Here is a 15713-nt window from a genome sequence, read left to right as displayed (position 1 = left end):
TGGATCGGCCGGGGTGCTCCATGTCACCCCGGCCGATCGCCGTACCAAGAGCGAGAGCTAGAGGCCCAACGCCCGCTTCAGGAAGTCCACTTGAAGCAGCAGCAGATTCTCCGCCACCTGCTCCTGCGGCGTCATGTGCGTCACCCCCGAAAGCGGCAGCACCTCATGCGGCCGCCCCGCCGCGAGCAGCGCGGAGGACAGCCGCAGGGAGTGCGCCATCACCACGTTGTCGTCGGCGAGGCCGTGCACGATCATCATCGGCCGCCCCGGCTCCACCGCACCCGACAGGCCCTCGTCCGTCACCAGGGAGTTCTCCGCGTACACGCCCGGCTGCGCGTGCGGATCGCCCAGGTACCGCTCCGTGTAGTGCGTGTCGTACAGCCGCTGGTCCGTGACGGGCGCGCCCACGATCGCCGCGTGGAAGACGTCCGGGCGGCGCAGCGCGGCGAGCGCGGACAGATAGCCGCCGAAGGACCAGCCGCGGATGGCGACCCGCGACAGGTCGAAGGGGAACTCGCCGGCCAGCGCCTGCAGTGCGTCGACCTGGTCGGCGAGGACGACCGACGCCAGCTTCTCGTGAATCTCCTTCTCCCAGGCGGGAGTTCGCCCCGGAGTGCCGCGGCCGTCCGCGACGAGGACGGCGAAACCCTGGTCGGCGAACCACTGCGAGGTCAGATACGCGTTGTGCGCGGCCACCACGCGCGCGTGATGCGGACCACCGTACGGATCCAGCAGAACCGGAAGCGGACCGTCCCCCTCGCGGTAGTCCGTGGGAAGCAGGACGGCGCACGGAATCCGGCGTGCGCCCGCCTCGGTGAGCGTGACCCGCGGCGTGATGCCCGGCCGCTCCGCGTACGAGGCGATCAGCGCCAACTGCTTGCCGCCCCGCAGGACTTGGACCTGCGCACCGGGGTGCTCGGGGCGCGCCGAGACGAGCACGGTCACCCCGCCGGCGCGCACCGCCGAGTGCACGCCGGGCTCCTGCGAGACGCGCTCCACGCCGAGCTCGTTGACCCGGTACACATGCGTCTCGCCGATCTCCGGGGCCTGCGCCTCCGCCCCGGCCGAGGCCGCGACCAGGACGTCCTCGTCGGCGATGTCCAGTACCGCTCGCACCTGCAACTGCGGCCCCGTCAGCGGCCGTTCGCCGACGCTGAGGACCCGCGCACCGCCCTCGTCCGCGATCCGCACCAGCTGCCCCGACGGCGTCCACGCGGGCGCGCCGGGCAGCAGCTCCAGCCAGTCCGGATCCTCGTCGGCGTGCACCATGCGGGTCGCGCCGGTGTCCGGGTCCACCGCCAGGTACAGCTGGTCGCGCTGGCTCCGCGCCTGTACGAGCAGCAGCGGCGCCCCGGCCGCCGACCAGTGCACGCGCGCCAGGTACGGGTAGCGGGCCCGGTCCCACTCGACCTCGGTGCGCGAGCCGTCCAGGCCGAGCACGAAGAGCCGTACGTCCGCGTTGGGGGTGCCCGCGGCCGGGTACGCCACCGGGGACGGCTCCCGGTCGGGGTGCGCCGGGTCGGCGATCCACCAGCGGTGCACGGGGGCGTCGTCCACCCGCGCCACGAGCAGCCGATCCGAGTCGGGCGACCACCAGAACCCGCGCGAGCGCCCCATCTCCTCGGCCGCCACGAACTCCGCGAGGCCGTACGTCACGGTGCCCGCCGCCGGGTCCGCGCCGGGCTCTGTGACGTACGGCTCGGCGAGCGCCCGGTCGTCCTCGCCCTCGGCGCCCACCACGCGCAGGGCGCCGCCGCTGACGTACGCGACATGACGGCCGTCGGGCGCCGGGCGCGGGTCGATCACCGGTCCCGGAACGCGCAGTTCACGGGCCGTGCCCGCGCGCAGCTCGGCCGTGAAGAGCCGGCCGGAGAGCGCGAAGGACGCCAACTCCACGGCGCCGTCGGTGGCGTAGCCCACGATGCCCGCGCCGCTCTCCCGGCTGCGCTCGCGCCGGGCGCGCTCCTGCGCCGACAGCTGTTCGCTCGCACCGTGCAGGAGCGCCACCGGGTCCGCCGCGATCCGCTCCACCACGTCCGACTCGGCGGCGGCGTCCACATCCATGACCCACAGCACGGTCTCCCGGTCCGTTCCGGACCGGGAACGCAGGAACACCACCCGCGATCCATCAGGTGAGACGGTGAACGCGCGGGGCGCACCCAGCGTGAAGCGTTGGGTGCGCGCGTGGCGGCGCGGGAAGGGCTGCTGTGCGGGCAGTGGGGAGGTCATGACCCGAGGCTACTGATCGCGCCGCGTCCATGCGCCCCTCGTGCTGCCATGCACCGATCCATGCCGGGACACGGAAAGTTATGATCCGTGGCACTGGGTGGGTATACCCCTGCTGAGCCCGAACGGGCGTACGCCGACCCGGTGTTGAGGCGGCCCATGCGGCCGCCCGCTTGCTGTAAGACGTCCCGACGTCCCGTCGTCCTATGGAGGTGAACCGCCGTGGCCCTGTCGATTTCGGCGGTGGTGCTGTTCGCGATCATCGTCGTGCTTCTGATCAAGAAGTCAGGGTTGAAGGCGGGGCACGCGTTCGTGTGCGTGCTGCTCGGTTTCTATCTGGCCAGCTCTTCGATCGCTCCCACGATCAGCGAGGTCACGACCAATGTGGCGGGCATGCTGGGCGACCTGAAGTTCTGAGCGCGGGGTGCAGCGGGCGAGGGGATGCCGGCCCGGCATCCCCTCGTAGGCTGGGGGCATGACCGAACTGGCGGACCGGCGTCTGCTCCTGGTGCACGCGCACCCCGACGACGAGTCGATCAACAACGGCGCGACCATGGCCGCGTACGCCGCACAAGGCGTGCATGTCGCGCTCGTGACGTGCACCCTCGGCGAGGAGGGCGAGGTGATTCCGCCTGCCCTCGCCCACCTCGCCGCGGAGCACGAGAACACCCTCGGCGCCCACCGCGCCGACGAGCTCGCCGCGGCGATGAAGGAACTGGGCGTCACCGACCACCGCTTCCTCGGCGGCCCAGGGCGGTTCCGGGACTCCGGGATGATGGGCGTCGAGCAGAACCACCGCGCGGGCGCCTTCTGGTCCGCGGACGTGGACGAGGCGGCCGCGCTGCTCGTCGAGGTGATCCGCGAGCTGCGCCCCCAGGTCCTCGTCATGTACGACCCCGACGGCGGGTACGGGCACCCGGACCACATCCAGGCCCACCGGGTCGCGATGCGCGCCGCCGACCTCGCCGCCGACGCCGGCTTCCGCCCGGAGCTCGGGCCGGCGCACGAGATCGCCAAGATCTACTGGAACCGGGTGCCGCGTTCCGTGGGCGAGCGCCTCTTCGCCGAACTGAACGAGCATGCCGTCGCCGGACTGCCCTGGGCGGCCGCCGTGCTCGACGACGTGCCGGGCGTGGTGGACGACGACCGCATCACCACGGTGATCGACGGCCGCCCCCAAGTCGCCCGCAAGGCCGCCGCGATGCGCGCCCACGCGACGCAGATCGCCGTCGAGGAGCCGTGGTTCGCGCTCTCCAACGACCTGGCGCAGCCCCTCTTCGACACCGAGTACTACGAGCTGGTGCGAGGCCCCTCGGGCGCGGCGCCGGGCGAGCGCGAGCACGATCTCTTCGCGGGCCTGCCGTTCGACCGGCCACAGCCCCACAGCGAGACCGATCCCGAGACCGATCCCGAGACCGATCCCGAGACCGCCCCCGATACCGACAGCACGACCGAGGAACGGTGACCAGCACGTGAGCACGCAAGGAAACGCATCCGGAGGCTTCATGGCCCAGCCCCTGAAGCCCGCCCGGATCCTGGCGCATCTGCTGCTGCTCGCGATCGGCGCTGTCGCGGGCGCCGCGGGCGCGCTCATCCAAGCCGCCTGGTTCCCGGGCGGGTTGCTGCTCGCCCTGCTCGGCGCGGCCGGGGTCTGCTACGGCGGGGCGCGCGCCACCGGCACCAAGGGCGGCGGTTTCGCGGCCGGCGCCGGCTGGCTGGTCGCGGTGATCCTGCTGACGTCGAGCAGGCCCGAGGGAGACTTCGTGTTCGGCGCCGGACTTGGCTCGTATGCCTACTTGTTGGGCGGAATGGCCGTTGCTGTGATGTCTGCCACGGTGGGTGCCCCCATGCAACCCCTGCGCCCCAGCGGCCGACTTGGCAAGTGACGTACCACTATGAACAGCCGGGCGTACGGGATTGACTGCGGTCGCCCGCTGACCGCCGGGCGCGGCCAGTATGGTGGTGCGCGCCGCCGAGCCGCCCGCGCTGGCACTGCGCTTATTCCGCTGGAGGATCGGCGGGCGGCGAAGCCGATCGGGAGAACCTGCCTTGAGTCGTGAAACTGACAGTTCGTCCTCCGGGCCCCAGGGGCGCGGTGGAGCCGCGTACCCCTCGGGGACCCCGCCGTACGGACCGCCCGGCGGCGACCGGAGCGGAGGCGCGGACCGCACTCCGCAGGGAGGGCCCTGGCAGCAGGGCGCCGAGCCCGAGGCCGAGCAGCCTCCGACGCCGGAATCGGCGGGACCGCCAGAGACGAAGACCCAGCTGACCACCCGTATCCGGATCAACATCCCCGGCTCGCGGCCCATCCCGCCCGTCGTGATGCGCACTCCGGTCGGCGACGGCGACAACGCCGAGGCGGCGGGCCCCTCGTCGCCGATCGGCGGCGGCAAGGCGTCCGGCGCTGCTGCGGGCGCTGCGTCCAGCCCTGCCGCCGGTGCTTCCGCCGGTGCTTCTGCCGGTGCTCCTTCGAGTGGTTCGGGAGCACCTCAGGGCGCACCGAGGGGCGCGAAGGCGCCCGCCGCCGAAGCCTCGGGCGAGAAGACGAGCGACTGGTTCGCGCCGCGCAAGCCCGCCCCGTCCGCGGGCGGTTCGGCCGGTGGTCCGGGCGGCGCACTCGCCGTCTCCGGCGGCGCACCGGGCGGCGCTCCCGGCTCCCCGACGCCACCTGCCGCCCCGACCGCAGGCGGCGGTACGCGCGGTGACCTGCCGTTCTTCTCGGAGTCCGGCGAAGGACCGGGCGGCGGACAGGGCAGCGGCCAAGGCGGCGCACAGGGCAACGGGCAGGGCGGCACGCAAGGCGGCGGCCCCGGCGGAGCCTCCGGCGCACCCGGTGCCGGACGCGGCCCCGGCGGTGGCGGCGCGCCCGGCATCGGCGGCGCGCCCGGCCCCGGCGCCGAGCAGGGCACCGACAACCCCCTCGCCCGCTCCAGCCTGTTCGGGCCGGGCCCCGGCGCCCCGGCGGGCCCCGGTTCCGCAGGCCCGGCAGGACCGCCCGCTCCCGCAGGCCCCTCCGGTCCGACCGGCGGCCCGGCCACGGGCGAAGGCCCGATGCTTCCCGCCGCGTTCCAGAAGAGCGCGGGCGTCGGCAACGGCATCAGCGCGGGCCCGGCAGGCCCCGCCGCCGACGAGACCGCGATGCTCACCCCGCAGAGCGGCGAAGGACCGCCGCCCGGCGGCCGGCACGTCTCCGGTGACACGCTGACCAGCGGCATCCCCGTGGTGCCGTCCGGACCGCAGGCCGATTCCGGCTTCCCCGGCCCGTCCGGACCCCGGCCCCGGCACACCCCGCCGGTGCTCCCCGACCCGCCCGCCCCGCGGCAGCAGCAGTCCGACAGCGAGTTCGACTCGTACGAGGACGAGGAGAGCTCGACCGCCCCGAGGAGTGGACGCAACGCCAAGAAGGGCAGCAACAAGCTGGTCCTGATCGGCGCGGGCGTCGTCGTCCTCGCCGGTGTCGCCTACGGCGCGGGGCTCCTGATGAACCACTCCGACGTCCCGAAGGGCACCACGGTGCTCGGCGTCGACATCGGCGGCGGCACCCGCGACGAGGCCGTCAAGAAGCTGGACACGGCGATCGCGAAGCGCGCCGCGCAGCCGCTGCAGCTCTCCATCGACGGTGACAAGGCCACGCTCAAGCCGAGCCAGGCCGGCCTCTCCGTCAACACCCAGGAGACCGTCCGCCGGGCCGCGGGCAGCGACTACAACCCGATCTCCGTCATCGGCTCCCTCTTCGGCGCCGAGCGCACGGCCGACCCGGTCCTTCCCACCGACAAGGAGAAGCTGCGCGACGCCCTGGAGCGCGTCGCCGGCACCTCGGGCTCGGCCGCCGAGGCGACCATCAAGTTCCTGCCCGGCAAGGCCGTCCCGTCGTACGGGAAGTCCGGCAAGCAGCTGAACCCGGAGGGCTCGGTCGCGGCCGTCGAGGCGGCCTACCGCACCCAGCTGGAGACCGGCTCCACCGACCCGGTCCAGCTCCCGGTCTCCGCGGCCGACCCGAACGTCCCGAAGGCCGAAGTCGACCGGATGATGAAGGAGTTCGCCACCCCGGCGATGTCCGGCCTCATCACGGTCCGCACGGACGCCGCCCACACGGTGTCGTTCAGCCCGGAGAAGTCGATCTACAAGTTCCTGCGCGTCGTGCCGAGCGAGGACCGCACCCGCCTGGTCCCGTACTACGACCGCGCGGTCCTGAAGGAGCTGTACGGCGGCGCCTTCGACGACGTGCAGCTCACCATGGCCGACGGCTCCAAGAAGCCGGTGACGCCGGCGCTCGTGGCCCAGGCCGTGAACCGCGCCCTGATCGGCAGGACGCCCGCGGACCGCATCGTCCAGATCGGCCCCGAGCAGCAGAACTGACCCGACGAGCCACACCCGTACGGCACGACCTCCGGAGGCCGTGCCGTACGCATGTGCGCGGGGTGTCAGTTCAGGCGTGCCCGAGCCAGCCGCGCGTCCCGCCGCACCCGCTCGGCGGCCTTGGCGTCCACCGCCTCGACCACCGCCGCGTACTCCTCCAGCTCCGCCGCGCCCGCCAGGAACTCGCCGCGCTGGACGAGGAGTTGGGCCCGCTCGTGGCGCAGCCGGGCCGGGTGCGAGGGGATCAGGAGCGACAGGTCGATGGCCCACAGGGCGACGTCGCTGCGCTCGGGGCGGGCGGCGGCCCAGGCGCGGATGTTGTTCAGGATGCGGACGACGATGTCCAGCGGGTCGGCCGGGAGCAGCATCGACGCGTCGAGCGGTCCGCCCGTCGCCCCCGAGACGAGCAGCTCCGCGTCCGTGCCCGTGAGGACCCGCCCGCCGTCGAACGGGTCGGCGAGCATCTGGTCCTCGGGCGGCCCGAAGCCGACGACGAAGTGCCCCGGCAGCGCCACCCCGTACACCGGCGCACCGGCCCGCCGCGCCACCTCCGTCCACACCACGGACAGCAGGATGGGCAGGCCGCGCCGGCGCCGCAGGACGGCGTGCAGGAGCGAGGACTCCAGGCGCTGGTAGTCGGCCGCCGAGCCGCGGAACTCGCAGCGCCCGCCGAGGAGTTCGGCGAGTGCTGAGGCCCAGGCGCGCGGTCCGCCGGGGCGGAACGGCAGGAGTCCGGCGAGCCGGTCCAGCTCCATCTGGGCGGCGTCGATGCCCGCCTCGTCGAGCTTCGGGTCGCCCTCCGCGGCGAGCAGCAGGCAGAGCAGCGCCAGGTCGGGCCGCTCGGCGCGGGCCTCCTGTGCGAACTGCTGCCGCCGGTCCGTGTGCTCCGGTCCCATGAGTGCATCGTGCCCTGTCACGCGGACCGGCTCACTCGGCGGCGTCCGGCGCGCGGTAGTGGTGGTAGCTGTGGTGCACGGCGAAGCCCATGCCGTCGTACAGCGCCCGCGCCGCCGCGTTGTCGTCCTCGACCTGCAGCCACGCCGCCGACGCGCCCTCGTCCAGGGCCTGCCGGGCGAGCGCCGCCATGACGGCCGTGGCGAGCCCCTGCCGCCGCCGCTCCGGGTCGACCTCGACGGCCATGAACCCGGCCCAGCGCCCGTCCACCACGCACCGCCCGATCGCCGCCGGCGTCCCGCCCGTGCCCGGCACGGACGCGAACCAGGTCGAAGGACCGCTGCCGAGGACCTTGCCCACGTGCGGGCCCGGCGTCCCGAACCGCTGATAGCGCCGCAGCCACGCCTCGTCGTACGAGCGGGCGAGCCGCACCCGGTCCGTGTCCGCGTCCAGGTCGCCGACCGGGGCGAGGCCGCCGATCCACACCTGCGCGCTCACCTCGCGCACCCACCCACGCTCCGCGAGCTCCGCGCCGAGCAGCTCCTGCGTGCCCTCCGCGCCGGTGGCGACCTGGGCGTACGCGGGCAGCTCACGGCGCGCGTACCAGTCGCGTGCGTACGCGAGTGCATCGTCGAGCGGTCGGCCCGGATCGCCGAGCGGCAGAACGGAGTTGGCGCGCCGCGTGAACCCGGCGGAGGCGCGCAGCACCCACTCCCCGAGCCGCTCGCTCTCCACCGGCTCCCAGGCGCGCGCCGTGACGCGGGCCAGCTCCTCGAAGGAGGCGGCGGGGCCGCGGCGACGCGCCGGGGCGGCCGGGATCACTTTTCCGGCCACGAGCGCCGATTCCGCGATGCGGACAGGCTCCCCGTCCCGCCGTGTGATCAGCAGCACACCGCTGGTCCACGATGTGAGAACGCCGACCGTGTCGGTGAACTTCTCACCTGGGATTCCACTGCCGCTCAGGCACCGGACCGACACGCGTTTTCCCACGTCAGTAGGCTTGATGTGGACTTCGAGGAGCCCGCCTCCGATGATTTCCACAGCTCAGTCCGCCCCTCCTGTTCGGATCATGACCCGGAACGGAGATACTAGGTGCGGGCATCGACGACGCCGCGCTCCCGCGCGCCAGGCGGCGGAGCCTGAGGAGGCCCGCCAGCGCCCTATCGAGGAGGAACGACAGCGTGACTTACGTCATCGCGCAGCCTTGTGTCGACGTCAAGGACAAGGCGTGCATCGAGGAGTGCCCGGTCGACTGCATCTACGAGGGCAAGCGCTCCTTGTACATCCACCCGGATGAATGCGTCGACTGTGGAGCCTGTGAGCCGGTGTGCCCGGTCGAGGCGATCTTCTACGAGGACGACACCCCGGAGGAGTGGAAGGACTACTACAAGGCGAACGTCGAGTTCTTCGACGAGCTCGGCTCGCCCGGTGGTGCCAGCAAGCTCGGCCTGATCGAGCGCGACCACGCCTTCATCGCCGAGCTGCCGCCGCAGAACCAGTAAGCGGCCAGCGGCCCAGCACCTCGCCCCGGTCCCGTACGGCCTCGACGCCGCACGGGACCGTGGTGTTTTGCGTAGTACGTACGAGAAAGTGAGCAGCCTCGTGAGTCCAAGCGTGGGCGCGGTCTCTTCGCGTCTTCCCGTCTTCCCCTGGGACAAGCTGGAGCCGTACAAGGCGACGGCGGCAGCGCACCCGGGCGGCATCGTCGACCTCTCCGTCGGCACCCCCGTCGACCCGGTGCCCGAGCGCATCCAGAAAGCGCTGACGGCGGCTTCGGACAGCCCCGGCTATCCGACGGTCTGGGGGAAGCCCGAGCTGCGGGACGCGATCACCGGCTGGTGCGAGCGGCGCCTCGGCGCCCGCGGGATCACCCACCGCGGGGTCCTGCCGGTCGTCGGCTCCAAGGAGCTCGTCGCCTGGCTCCCGACCCAGCTGGGCCTCGGCCCCGGCGACAAGGTCGCCTACCCGCGCCTCGCCTACCCGACGTACGAGGTCGGCGCCCGCCTGGCCCGCGCCGAGTACGTCGCCTACGACGACCCGACCGAGCTCGACCCGGCCGGCCTGAAGCTGCTCTGGCTCAACTCGCCCTCCAACCCGACCGGTCGGGTCCTGACCAAGGACGAGCTGGCCCGTACGGTCGCGTGGGCGCGCGAGCACGGGGTGCTGCTCTTCTCCGACGAGTGCTACCTGGAGCTCGGCTGGGAGGCGGAGCCGGTCTCGGTCCTGCACCCGGACGTCTGCGGCGGCTCCCACGAGGGCATCGTCGCCGTCCACTCGCTCTCGAAGCGCTCCAACCTGGCGGGCTACCGGGCGGCGTTCCTCGCCGGCGACGAGGCCGTCCTCGGGGAGCTCCTGCAGGTCCGCAAGCACGGCGGCATGATGACGCCCGCTCCGGTGCAGGCGGCCACGATCGCGGCGCTCTCCGACGACGCCCACGTCACCGAGCAGCGCGCCCGTTACGCAGCCCGCCGCACCGCCCTGCGGGAGGCCCTGCTCGCCCACGGCTTCCGCATCGAGCACAGCGAGGCCAGCCTCTACCTGTGGGCCACGCGCGGCGAGGACTGCTGGTCGACGGTGGCGCACCTCGCGGAGCTCGGCATCCTCGTGGCCCCCGGCGACTTCTACGGCCCGGCCGGCGACCACTTCGTCCGCGTCGCCTTCACGGCCACGGACGAGCGGGTCGCGGAGGCGGTGCGCAGGCTGTCCTGACCTTTTCCCCTCCCCGCCCCTTCCCGAAGTCCTCAGCGGACAACTCCGGGGCTGCCACCCCTGGCCCCGCTCGCCGGGGCTCCGCCCCGAGCCCCGGCTGTCGTTCGGCTGCCGCGCCGTCGTGGCTGGTCGCGCAGCTCCCCGCGCCCCTGGCGGGGCTGCGCCCGGACCCCGGCCGTCGGGGCTGCCCCCCCCCGGACCCCGTCAGTCGGGGCTGCGCCCCGGGCCCCGGCCCCGGCTGTCGTTCGGCTGCCGCGCCGTCGTGGCTGGTCGCGCAGTTCCCCGCGCCCCTGGCGGGGCTGCGCCCGGACCCCGGCCGTCGGGGCTGCCGCCCCGTACCCCTAAAAGATCAGCCCCAGCCCGCCAAATTCAGCCCCTCCGGCGTTTGAGATGGGGGAGGGGGTCTGGGGGCTGGCCCCCAGGAGCCGACGGCAGTCTTTCGGGAAGGGGCGGGGAGGGGATCCAAAAAACGGGGTCCGGGGCGGAGCCCCGAGGCGCGGGGCCGGGGGCGGCAGGCCTCGGAGTTGTCCGCTGAGGACGGGGACGAACACGCAGAGGGGCGGGGGGGGGGGGGGGGGGGCGGCGGGCGCGGCGCCCCCGCCGGGGGCGGGCGGCGCCGCGGCCGGCCCCCCGGCCGCGGGGGGGGGGGCGCCGCCCCAGACCCCGCGCCTCAAACGCCGGAGGGGCTGATTTTCAGCCCCTCCGGCGTTTGAGGAGGCCCGTCCGGCAGGACTTTCGGGAAGGGGCGGGGTGGGGAAGGAAAAACCGCCTACCGCCAGTCCCGTGCCCGGAGGGGCAGGCCGGACGCACCGGAGTCCGGGGTGCGTACGGCCAGTACCTGGTTCACCCCGATCCGGTTCCGCTCGAAGGCCAGCGCGGAAGCGGCCATGTAGAGGCGCCAGACCCGCGCACGGCCGGGCGAGACCATCCGCAGGGCCGCCGGCCACGCGTCCTCCAGGTTGGCCACCCAGCGCCGCAGCGTCAGCGCGTAGTGCTCGCGGATGGCCTCCACGTCGCGCACCTCGAACCCGGACTCCTCCAGGAGCGAGACCGTACGGCCCACGGGGGCCAGCTCGCCGTCCGGGAAGACGTACGCGTCGATGAACGCGTCCACGCTGTACGCGTCCTCGTCCCCGACGGGCCGCCGGGCGATCTGGTGGTTGAGCAGCCGCCCGCCGGGCTTCAGGAGGGCGTGCAGGGCGTGCGCGTACTCCAAGTACCGCTCCGAGCCGACGTGTTCGGCCATGCCCACCGAGGAGATCGCGTCGTACGGCCCGTCCCGGACGTCGCGGTAGTCCTGGACGCGGATCTCGATCCGGTCGGTGAGCCCCTCGTCGGCGATCCGCTTGCGGGCGTACGCGGCCTGCTCCTGGGAGAGCGTGACCCCGACGACCTGCACGCCGTGCTCGCGGGCCGCGTGCACCGCGAGCGAGCCCCAGCCGCAGCCGACGTCGAGCAGCCGCTGCCCGGGTCTCAACTCCAGCTTGCGGCAGATGAGTTCGAGCTTGTCCCGCTGGGCGTCCTCCAGGCTCGCGTCCGGCGACTCCCAGTAGGCGCACGAGTAGACCATCGACGGGCCGAGGACCAGCTCGTAGAAGTCGTTGCCGACGTCGTAGTGGTGGCTGATGGCCTGGCGGTCGCGGATCTTGGTGTGCAGGGGGCCGCTGCGCCGGCTGACCTCCTCGGCGGGCGGCGCGGGCGGCAGCAGCAGGGGCCCGGCGAGGGAGAGCAGCTCGCGGACGGCGGTGCGGGTCTCCGGGTCGCGCAGGGAGGGGCGCGGGGCGTCCTCGGCGCGCTCCCAGATCAGCTCGGACATCAGGTCGAGGGCGGTGTAGAGGTCGCCGTCGATGTCCAGGTCACCGGCGACCCAGGCGCGGGCGAGCCCGAGTTCGCCGGGCTTGAAGAGCAGCCGGCGCAGGGCGCGACGGTTGCGTACGACCAGAGTGGGGGCGCCAGGGGGGCCGCCTTCGCTGCCGTCCCAGGCGCGGATGCGGACGGGGAGAGGGACTCCGAGGAGCTGCTCGGCGAGGGTCCTCAGCCGCAGCGCGGCGTCTTCCATGGCGTGTCACCTTCCTGGTCTCTACCGGTAGGTCCAACACCACGTAAACACCAACAGGGGGTGCTTGCAGTCCCGTTGCGGCATAAAGGGAACGCAAAACCGTTGCCCCGGGCGACCGCCCAGCCTCACGCGTACGCAGAAACCACGCAGGGGCCGCCCGCACCACGGATGGCGGGCGGCCCCTGCGGGGTCTGACGGGTGAGCCGGGGCTCAGGAGGCCTTGGCCTTCTCCGACTTGGCCTCGGCCTTGTCGGCGGCCGCCGCGACGGGCGCGGGCTTGGCGGCCTCGTAGAACTCCTCGCGCGGCGACTCCATCGCGCCGAGGGAGACGACCTCGCGCTTGAGGAACATGCCGAGGGTCCAGTCCGCGAAGACGCGGATCTTGCGGTTGTACGTCGGCATCGCCATGCCGTGGTAAGCGCGGTGCATGTACCAGGCGAGACGGCCCTTGAGCTTGATCTTCATCTTGCCCATGACGATCATCGCGACGCCCTTGTGCAGGCCGAGACCGGCGACCGCACCCTTGTTGGCGTGGCTGTACTCCTTCTGCGGGAAGCCCCGCATGCCGGAGATCACGTTGTCGCCGAGGATCCGCGCCTGGCGCAGCGCGTGCTGGGCGTTCGGCGGGCACCAGGCGTTCTCGTTGCCCGCCTTGCGGCCGACGAGGTCCGGCACCTGGGCGTTGTCGCCCGCGGCCCAGATGTAGTCGCTGCCCTGGACCTGGAGGGTGGCCTGGGTGTCCACGTGGCCGCGCGGGCCGAGCGGCAGACCGAAGCGGGAGAGCACCGGGTTGGGCTTGACGCCGGCGGTCCACACGATCGTGTTGGAGTCGACCTCGAGGCCGTTCTTCAGGACCACGTGGCCGTCGATGCAGGAGTCCATGGAGGTCGAGAGGTAGACCTCGACGCCACGGCTCTCCAGGTGCTCCTTGCCGTACTGGCCGAGCTTCGGGCCGACCTCGGGAAGGATCTTGTCGGCGGCGTCGACGAGGATGAAGCGCATGTCCTCACGGGACACGTTGTTGTAGTACTTCGCCGCGTCGCGGGCCATGTCCTCGACCTCGCCGATGGTCTCCGCTCCGGCGAAGCCACCGCCCACGAAGACGAAGGTCAACGCCTTGCGGCGGACCTCCTCGTCGGTCGTGGAGTCGGCCTTGTCGAGCTGCTCGAGGACGTGGTTGCGCAGGCCGATGGCCTCCTCGATGCCCTTCATGCCGATGCCCTGCTCGGCGAGGCCGGGGATCGGGAAGGTGCGGGAGACCGCGCCCATCGCGATGACCAGGTAGTCGAAGGGCAGCTCGTAGGCCTCGCCGACGAGCGGCGCGACCGTGGCGACCTTGCGGTCCTGATCGATGGTCGTGACCCGCCCGGTGAGCACCTCGGCCTTGGGCAGGACGCGTCGCAGCGGGACGACGACATGCCGCGGGGAGATGCTGCCGGCGGCAGCTTCGGGGAGGAAGGGCTGGTACGTCATGTACGACCGCGGGTCGACGACCGTGACGGTCGCCTCGCCGTAGCGCATCTTCTTGAGGATGCGCGCAGCTGCGTACAGGCCTACGTACCCGCCACCTACAACGAGGATCCTGGGACGCTCCGTGGTGCTCATGCCATCGAGTATCCACCCACCGAATGGGCGTCGCTCGTGAGCCCCTTCACAAGGGTCTCGACACCCTCTGCTACACTCCGCGGCCCACGTGACCGAGGTCATGACCCGAAAAGGGAACCAACGACCGGTCCGAGCACGTTGAGACCGCCGCTGAGCTGCTGCTCCCGGCGCGACCCCGAGTGGACCACGGCCCGGTTTCCTGGCGGTTACCGCCGGCCGACCCGCCTCTGAAACCTAGGGTGAGGTCCGGCGGAGCCCACCATTCAGGACGGCGGGCGCACAGAGACGCCCGCCGGACCCCATTTCCTTGTGAAGAAGTTCACGAACTTTCTCGCCGACACGGTCGATCCGGCCCGCCGCCAAGGAATCCAAGGCGGTTCAGGCCAGCGACCAGCCGATCCCGTCGAGGATGTCGTGCTCGCTCACCACGACCTCGTCCGCGCCGATCCGCTCCATGATCAGCAGCAGTACGAGGGCGCCCGCGCCGATCACGTCCACGCGGCCCGGGTGCATCGGGCCGAGGGCCGCGCGCTCGGCGTGCGTCGAGGCGAGGAGGCGCTCGGTGATCTCCTTGACCTGGGCGAAGGAGACCCGGGAGTGGTGGATCGCGGCCGACTCGTACTCCCGCAGGCCGAGCGCGAGGGCGGCGATCGTGGTGACCGAGCCCGCGAGGCCGACCAGCGTGTGCGCCGAGCCGATCGGCACCGTCTCCGCGGCCAGGTCGAGGGCCTCGGCGATGTCCGCGCGGATCGCCTCGATCTGCTCCGGCGACGGCGGATCCGTGACCGCCCCGTCCCGTACGAGGTGTCGCTCCGTCATGCGCACACAGCCGACGTCCACGGAGCGGGCGGCGCGCACCCCGTCGGCGTCCCCGACGACGAACTCCGTGGAGCCGCCGCCGATGTCCACGACCAGGTAGGGCGTGCGCAGCCCGGACTCGGTGAGCTCCTTGGTGGCGCCGTTGAAGGAGAACTCGGCCTCCTGGTCGCCGGTGATCACCTCGGGCTCCACGCCCAGGATGTCGACGACGCCGCGCACGAACTCGTCCCGGTTCTCGGCGTCGCGCGAGGCCGAGGTGGCGACGAAGCGGAGCTTCTCCGCGCCGTGCTCCTTGATGATCTCGGCGTACTCGCGGCAGGCCGCGAAGGTGCGCTCCAGGGCCTCGGGGGCGAGGCGGCCGGTCCTGTCGACGTCCTGGCCGAGCCGGACGATCGTCATCCGCCGGTCCAGATCGACCAGTTGACCGGTCTCAGGGTCGGCGTCCGCGACGAGGAGGCGGATGGAGTTCGTACCGCAGTCGATGGCGGCGACGCGGGTCATGCGGTCTCCTCCGGCTTGTCCTCGGCGACGGTCACGCACGCGCCCTTGCGCCACCACTCGGGCAGCATCGCGATCGCCTCGTCGCCGAGCGGGTTCACGCCGGGGCCCGCCGCGAGCGAGTGGCCGACGAGGACGTGCAGGCACTTGACCCGGTCCGGCATGCCGCCCGCGGACGGGAAGCCCTGGAGCACCTCGATCTCGTCGCGGCGGCGGATGTAGTCCTCGTGCGCGGCGCGGTAAGCGGCGGCGAGCTCCGGGTCCGTGGCGAGCCGCTCCGTCATCTCCTTCATGACGCCGTTGGCCTCCAGGGTGCCGATCGCCGAGGCGGCCTTCGGGCACGTCAGGTAGTACAGCGTCGGGAAGGGCGTGCCGTCGGGCAGTCGCGGCGCCGTCTCCACCACGTCGGGCTGGCCGCACGGGCAGCGGTGGGCGATGGCCCGCAGGCCGCGCGGCGGGCGGCCGAGCTGCTGCTTGAAGGCCGCGACGTCCGCGTCGGTCGGCTCGGTGCGCGGGGTGGAGGGCGGGGGCGTTTCCATGCCGG

Annotated in this window: 13 protein-coding genes; 6 read left to right on the top strand and 7 right to left on the bottom strand. The window is 72.9% G+C overall.

What is annotated here, in order from left to right:
• Nucleotides 1-57: 57 nt before the first annotated feature.
• Entirely contained in the window at nt 58-2229 is a 2172-nt protein-coding gene (locus QIS96_RS06895) for a prolyl oligopeptidase family serine peptidase (protein ID WP_282541496.1), read from the bottom strand.
• Between the two features lie 219 nt (nt 2230-2448).
• Between QIS96_RS06895 and QIS96_RS06890 the strand changes: the two genes are divergently transcribed.
• The 4 genes from QIS96_RS06890 to QIS96_RS06875 all read left to right on the top strand — a co-directional run bounded on the left by QIS96_RS06890 (nt 2449) and on the right by QIS96_RS06875 (nt 6585).
• Nucleotides 2449-2643, top strand: coding sequence for a DUF2304 family protein (locus QIS96_RS06890; RefSeq protein ID WP_282541495.1), 195 nt, complete (start codon nt 2449-2451; stop codon nt 2641-2643).
• A 58-nt stretch (nt 2644-2701) separates the two neighbouring features.
• Entirely contained in the window at nt 2702-3691 is a 990-nt protein-coding gene (gene mshB, locus QIS96_RS06885) for an N-acetyl-1-D-myo-inositol-2-amino-2-deoxy-alpha-D-glucopyranoside deacetylase (RefSeq protein ID WP_282541494.1), read from the top strand.
• Between the two features lie 7 nt (nt 3692-3698).
• Nucleotides 3699-4112, top strand: coding sequence for a DUF6113 family protein (locus QIS96_RS06880; RefSeq protein WP_408907135.1), 414 nt, complete (start codon nt 3699-3701; stop codon nt 4110-4112).
• 163 nt (nt 4113-4275) lie between these two features.
• The gene (locus QIS96_RS06875) at nt 4276-6585 is read left to right on the top strand and encodes a peptidoglycan binding domain-containing protein (protein ID WP_282541493.1); all 2310 of its coding nucleotides are present in this window, start codon (nt 4276-4278) and stop codon (nt 6583-6585) included.
• Between the two features lie 65 nt (nt 6586-6650).
• Here the strand turns inward: QIS96_RS06875 and QIS96_RS06870 are convergent, their stop codons facing one another.
• A complete protein-coding gene (locus tag QIS96_RS06870; RefSeq protein WP_282541492.1) occupies nt 6651-7481 on the bottom strand; it encodes a transglutaminase-like domain-containing protein in 831 nt (276 codons plus the stop codon).
• Between the two features lie 31 nt (nt 7482-7512).
• The gene (locus QIS96_RS06865; RefSeq protein ID WP_282541491.1) at nt 7513-8520 is read right to left on the bottom strand and encodes a GNAT family N-acetyltransferase; all 1008 of its coding nucleotides are present in this window, start codon (nt 8518-8520) and stop codon (nt 7513-7515) included.
• Nucleotides 8521-8660: 140 nt separating this feature from the next.
• Here QIS96_RS06865 and fdxA point away from each other — a divergent pair, with 140 nt between their 5' ends.
• Together fdxA and QIS96_RS06855 are read left to right on the top strand one after the other, a co-directional pair.
• Complete coding sequence (gene fdxA / locus QIS96_RS06860) at nt 8661-8981, top strand: ferredoxin (RefSeq protein WP_282541490.1); 321 nt, start codon at nt 8661-8663, stop codon at nt 8979-8981.
• A 112-nt stretch (nt 8982-9093) separates the two neighbouring features.
• Complete coding sequence (locus QIS96_RS06855) at nt 9094-10188, top strand: bifunctional succinyldiaminopimelate transaminase/glutamate-prephenate aminotransferase (protein ID WP_282541587.1); 1095 nt, start codon at nt 9094-9096, stop codon at nt 10186-10188.
• 769 nt (nt 10189-10957) lie between these two features.
• Here QIS96_RS06855 and QIS96_RS06850 read toward each other — a convergent pair.
• From QIS96_RS06850 to QIS96_RS06835, 4 genes are all read right to left on the bottom strand, one after another.
• On the bottom strand, nt 10958-12247 hold the full coding sequence (locus QIS96_RS06850; protein ID WP_282541489.1) for an SAM-dependent methyltransferase: 1290 nt from the start codon (nt 12245-12247) through the stop codon (nt 10958-10960).
• Between the two features lie 210 nt (nt 12248-12457).
• A complete protein-coding gene (locus tag QIS96_RS06845; RefSeq protein ID WP_282541488.1) occupies nt 12458-13852 on the bottom strand; it encodes an NAD(P)/FAD-dependent oxidoreductase in 1395 nt (464 codons plus the stop codon).
• 378 nt (nt 13853-14230) lie between these two features.
• Nucleotides 14231-15172, bottom strand: a complete 942-nt coding sequence (locus QIS96_RS06840) for a Ppx/GppA phosphatase family protein (protein WP_282541487.1) — start codon at nt 15170-15172, stop codon at nt 14231-14233.
• Nucleotides 15169-15708 (bottom strand): DUF501 domain-containing protein, encoded by a 540-nt coding sequence (locus QIS96_RS06835; protein ID WP_282541486.1) that lies wholly within the window; start codon nt 15706-15708, stop codon nt 15169-15171. The genes QIS96_RS06840 and QIS96_RS06835 overlap by 4 nt, the downstream gene beginning before the upstream one ends.
• Nucleotides 15709-15713 lie beyond the last annotated feature (5 nt).

This window comes from Streptomyces cavernicola (genome assembly GCF_029968035.1).
GTDB classification, from domain to species: Bacteria; Actinomycetota; Actinomycetes; order Streptomycetales; family Streptomycetaceae; genus Streptomyces; species Streptomyces cavernicola.
The sequence above is the reverse complement of the archived record's forward strand: the minus strand, read 5'-3'. Positions and strand labels throughout refer to the sequence as shown.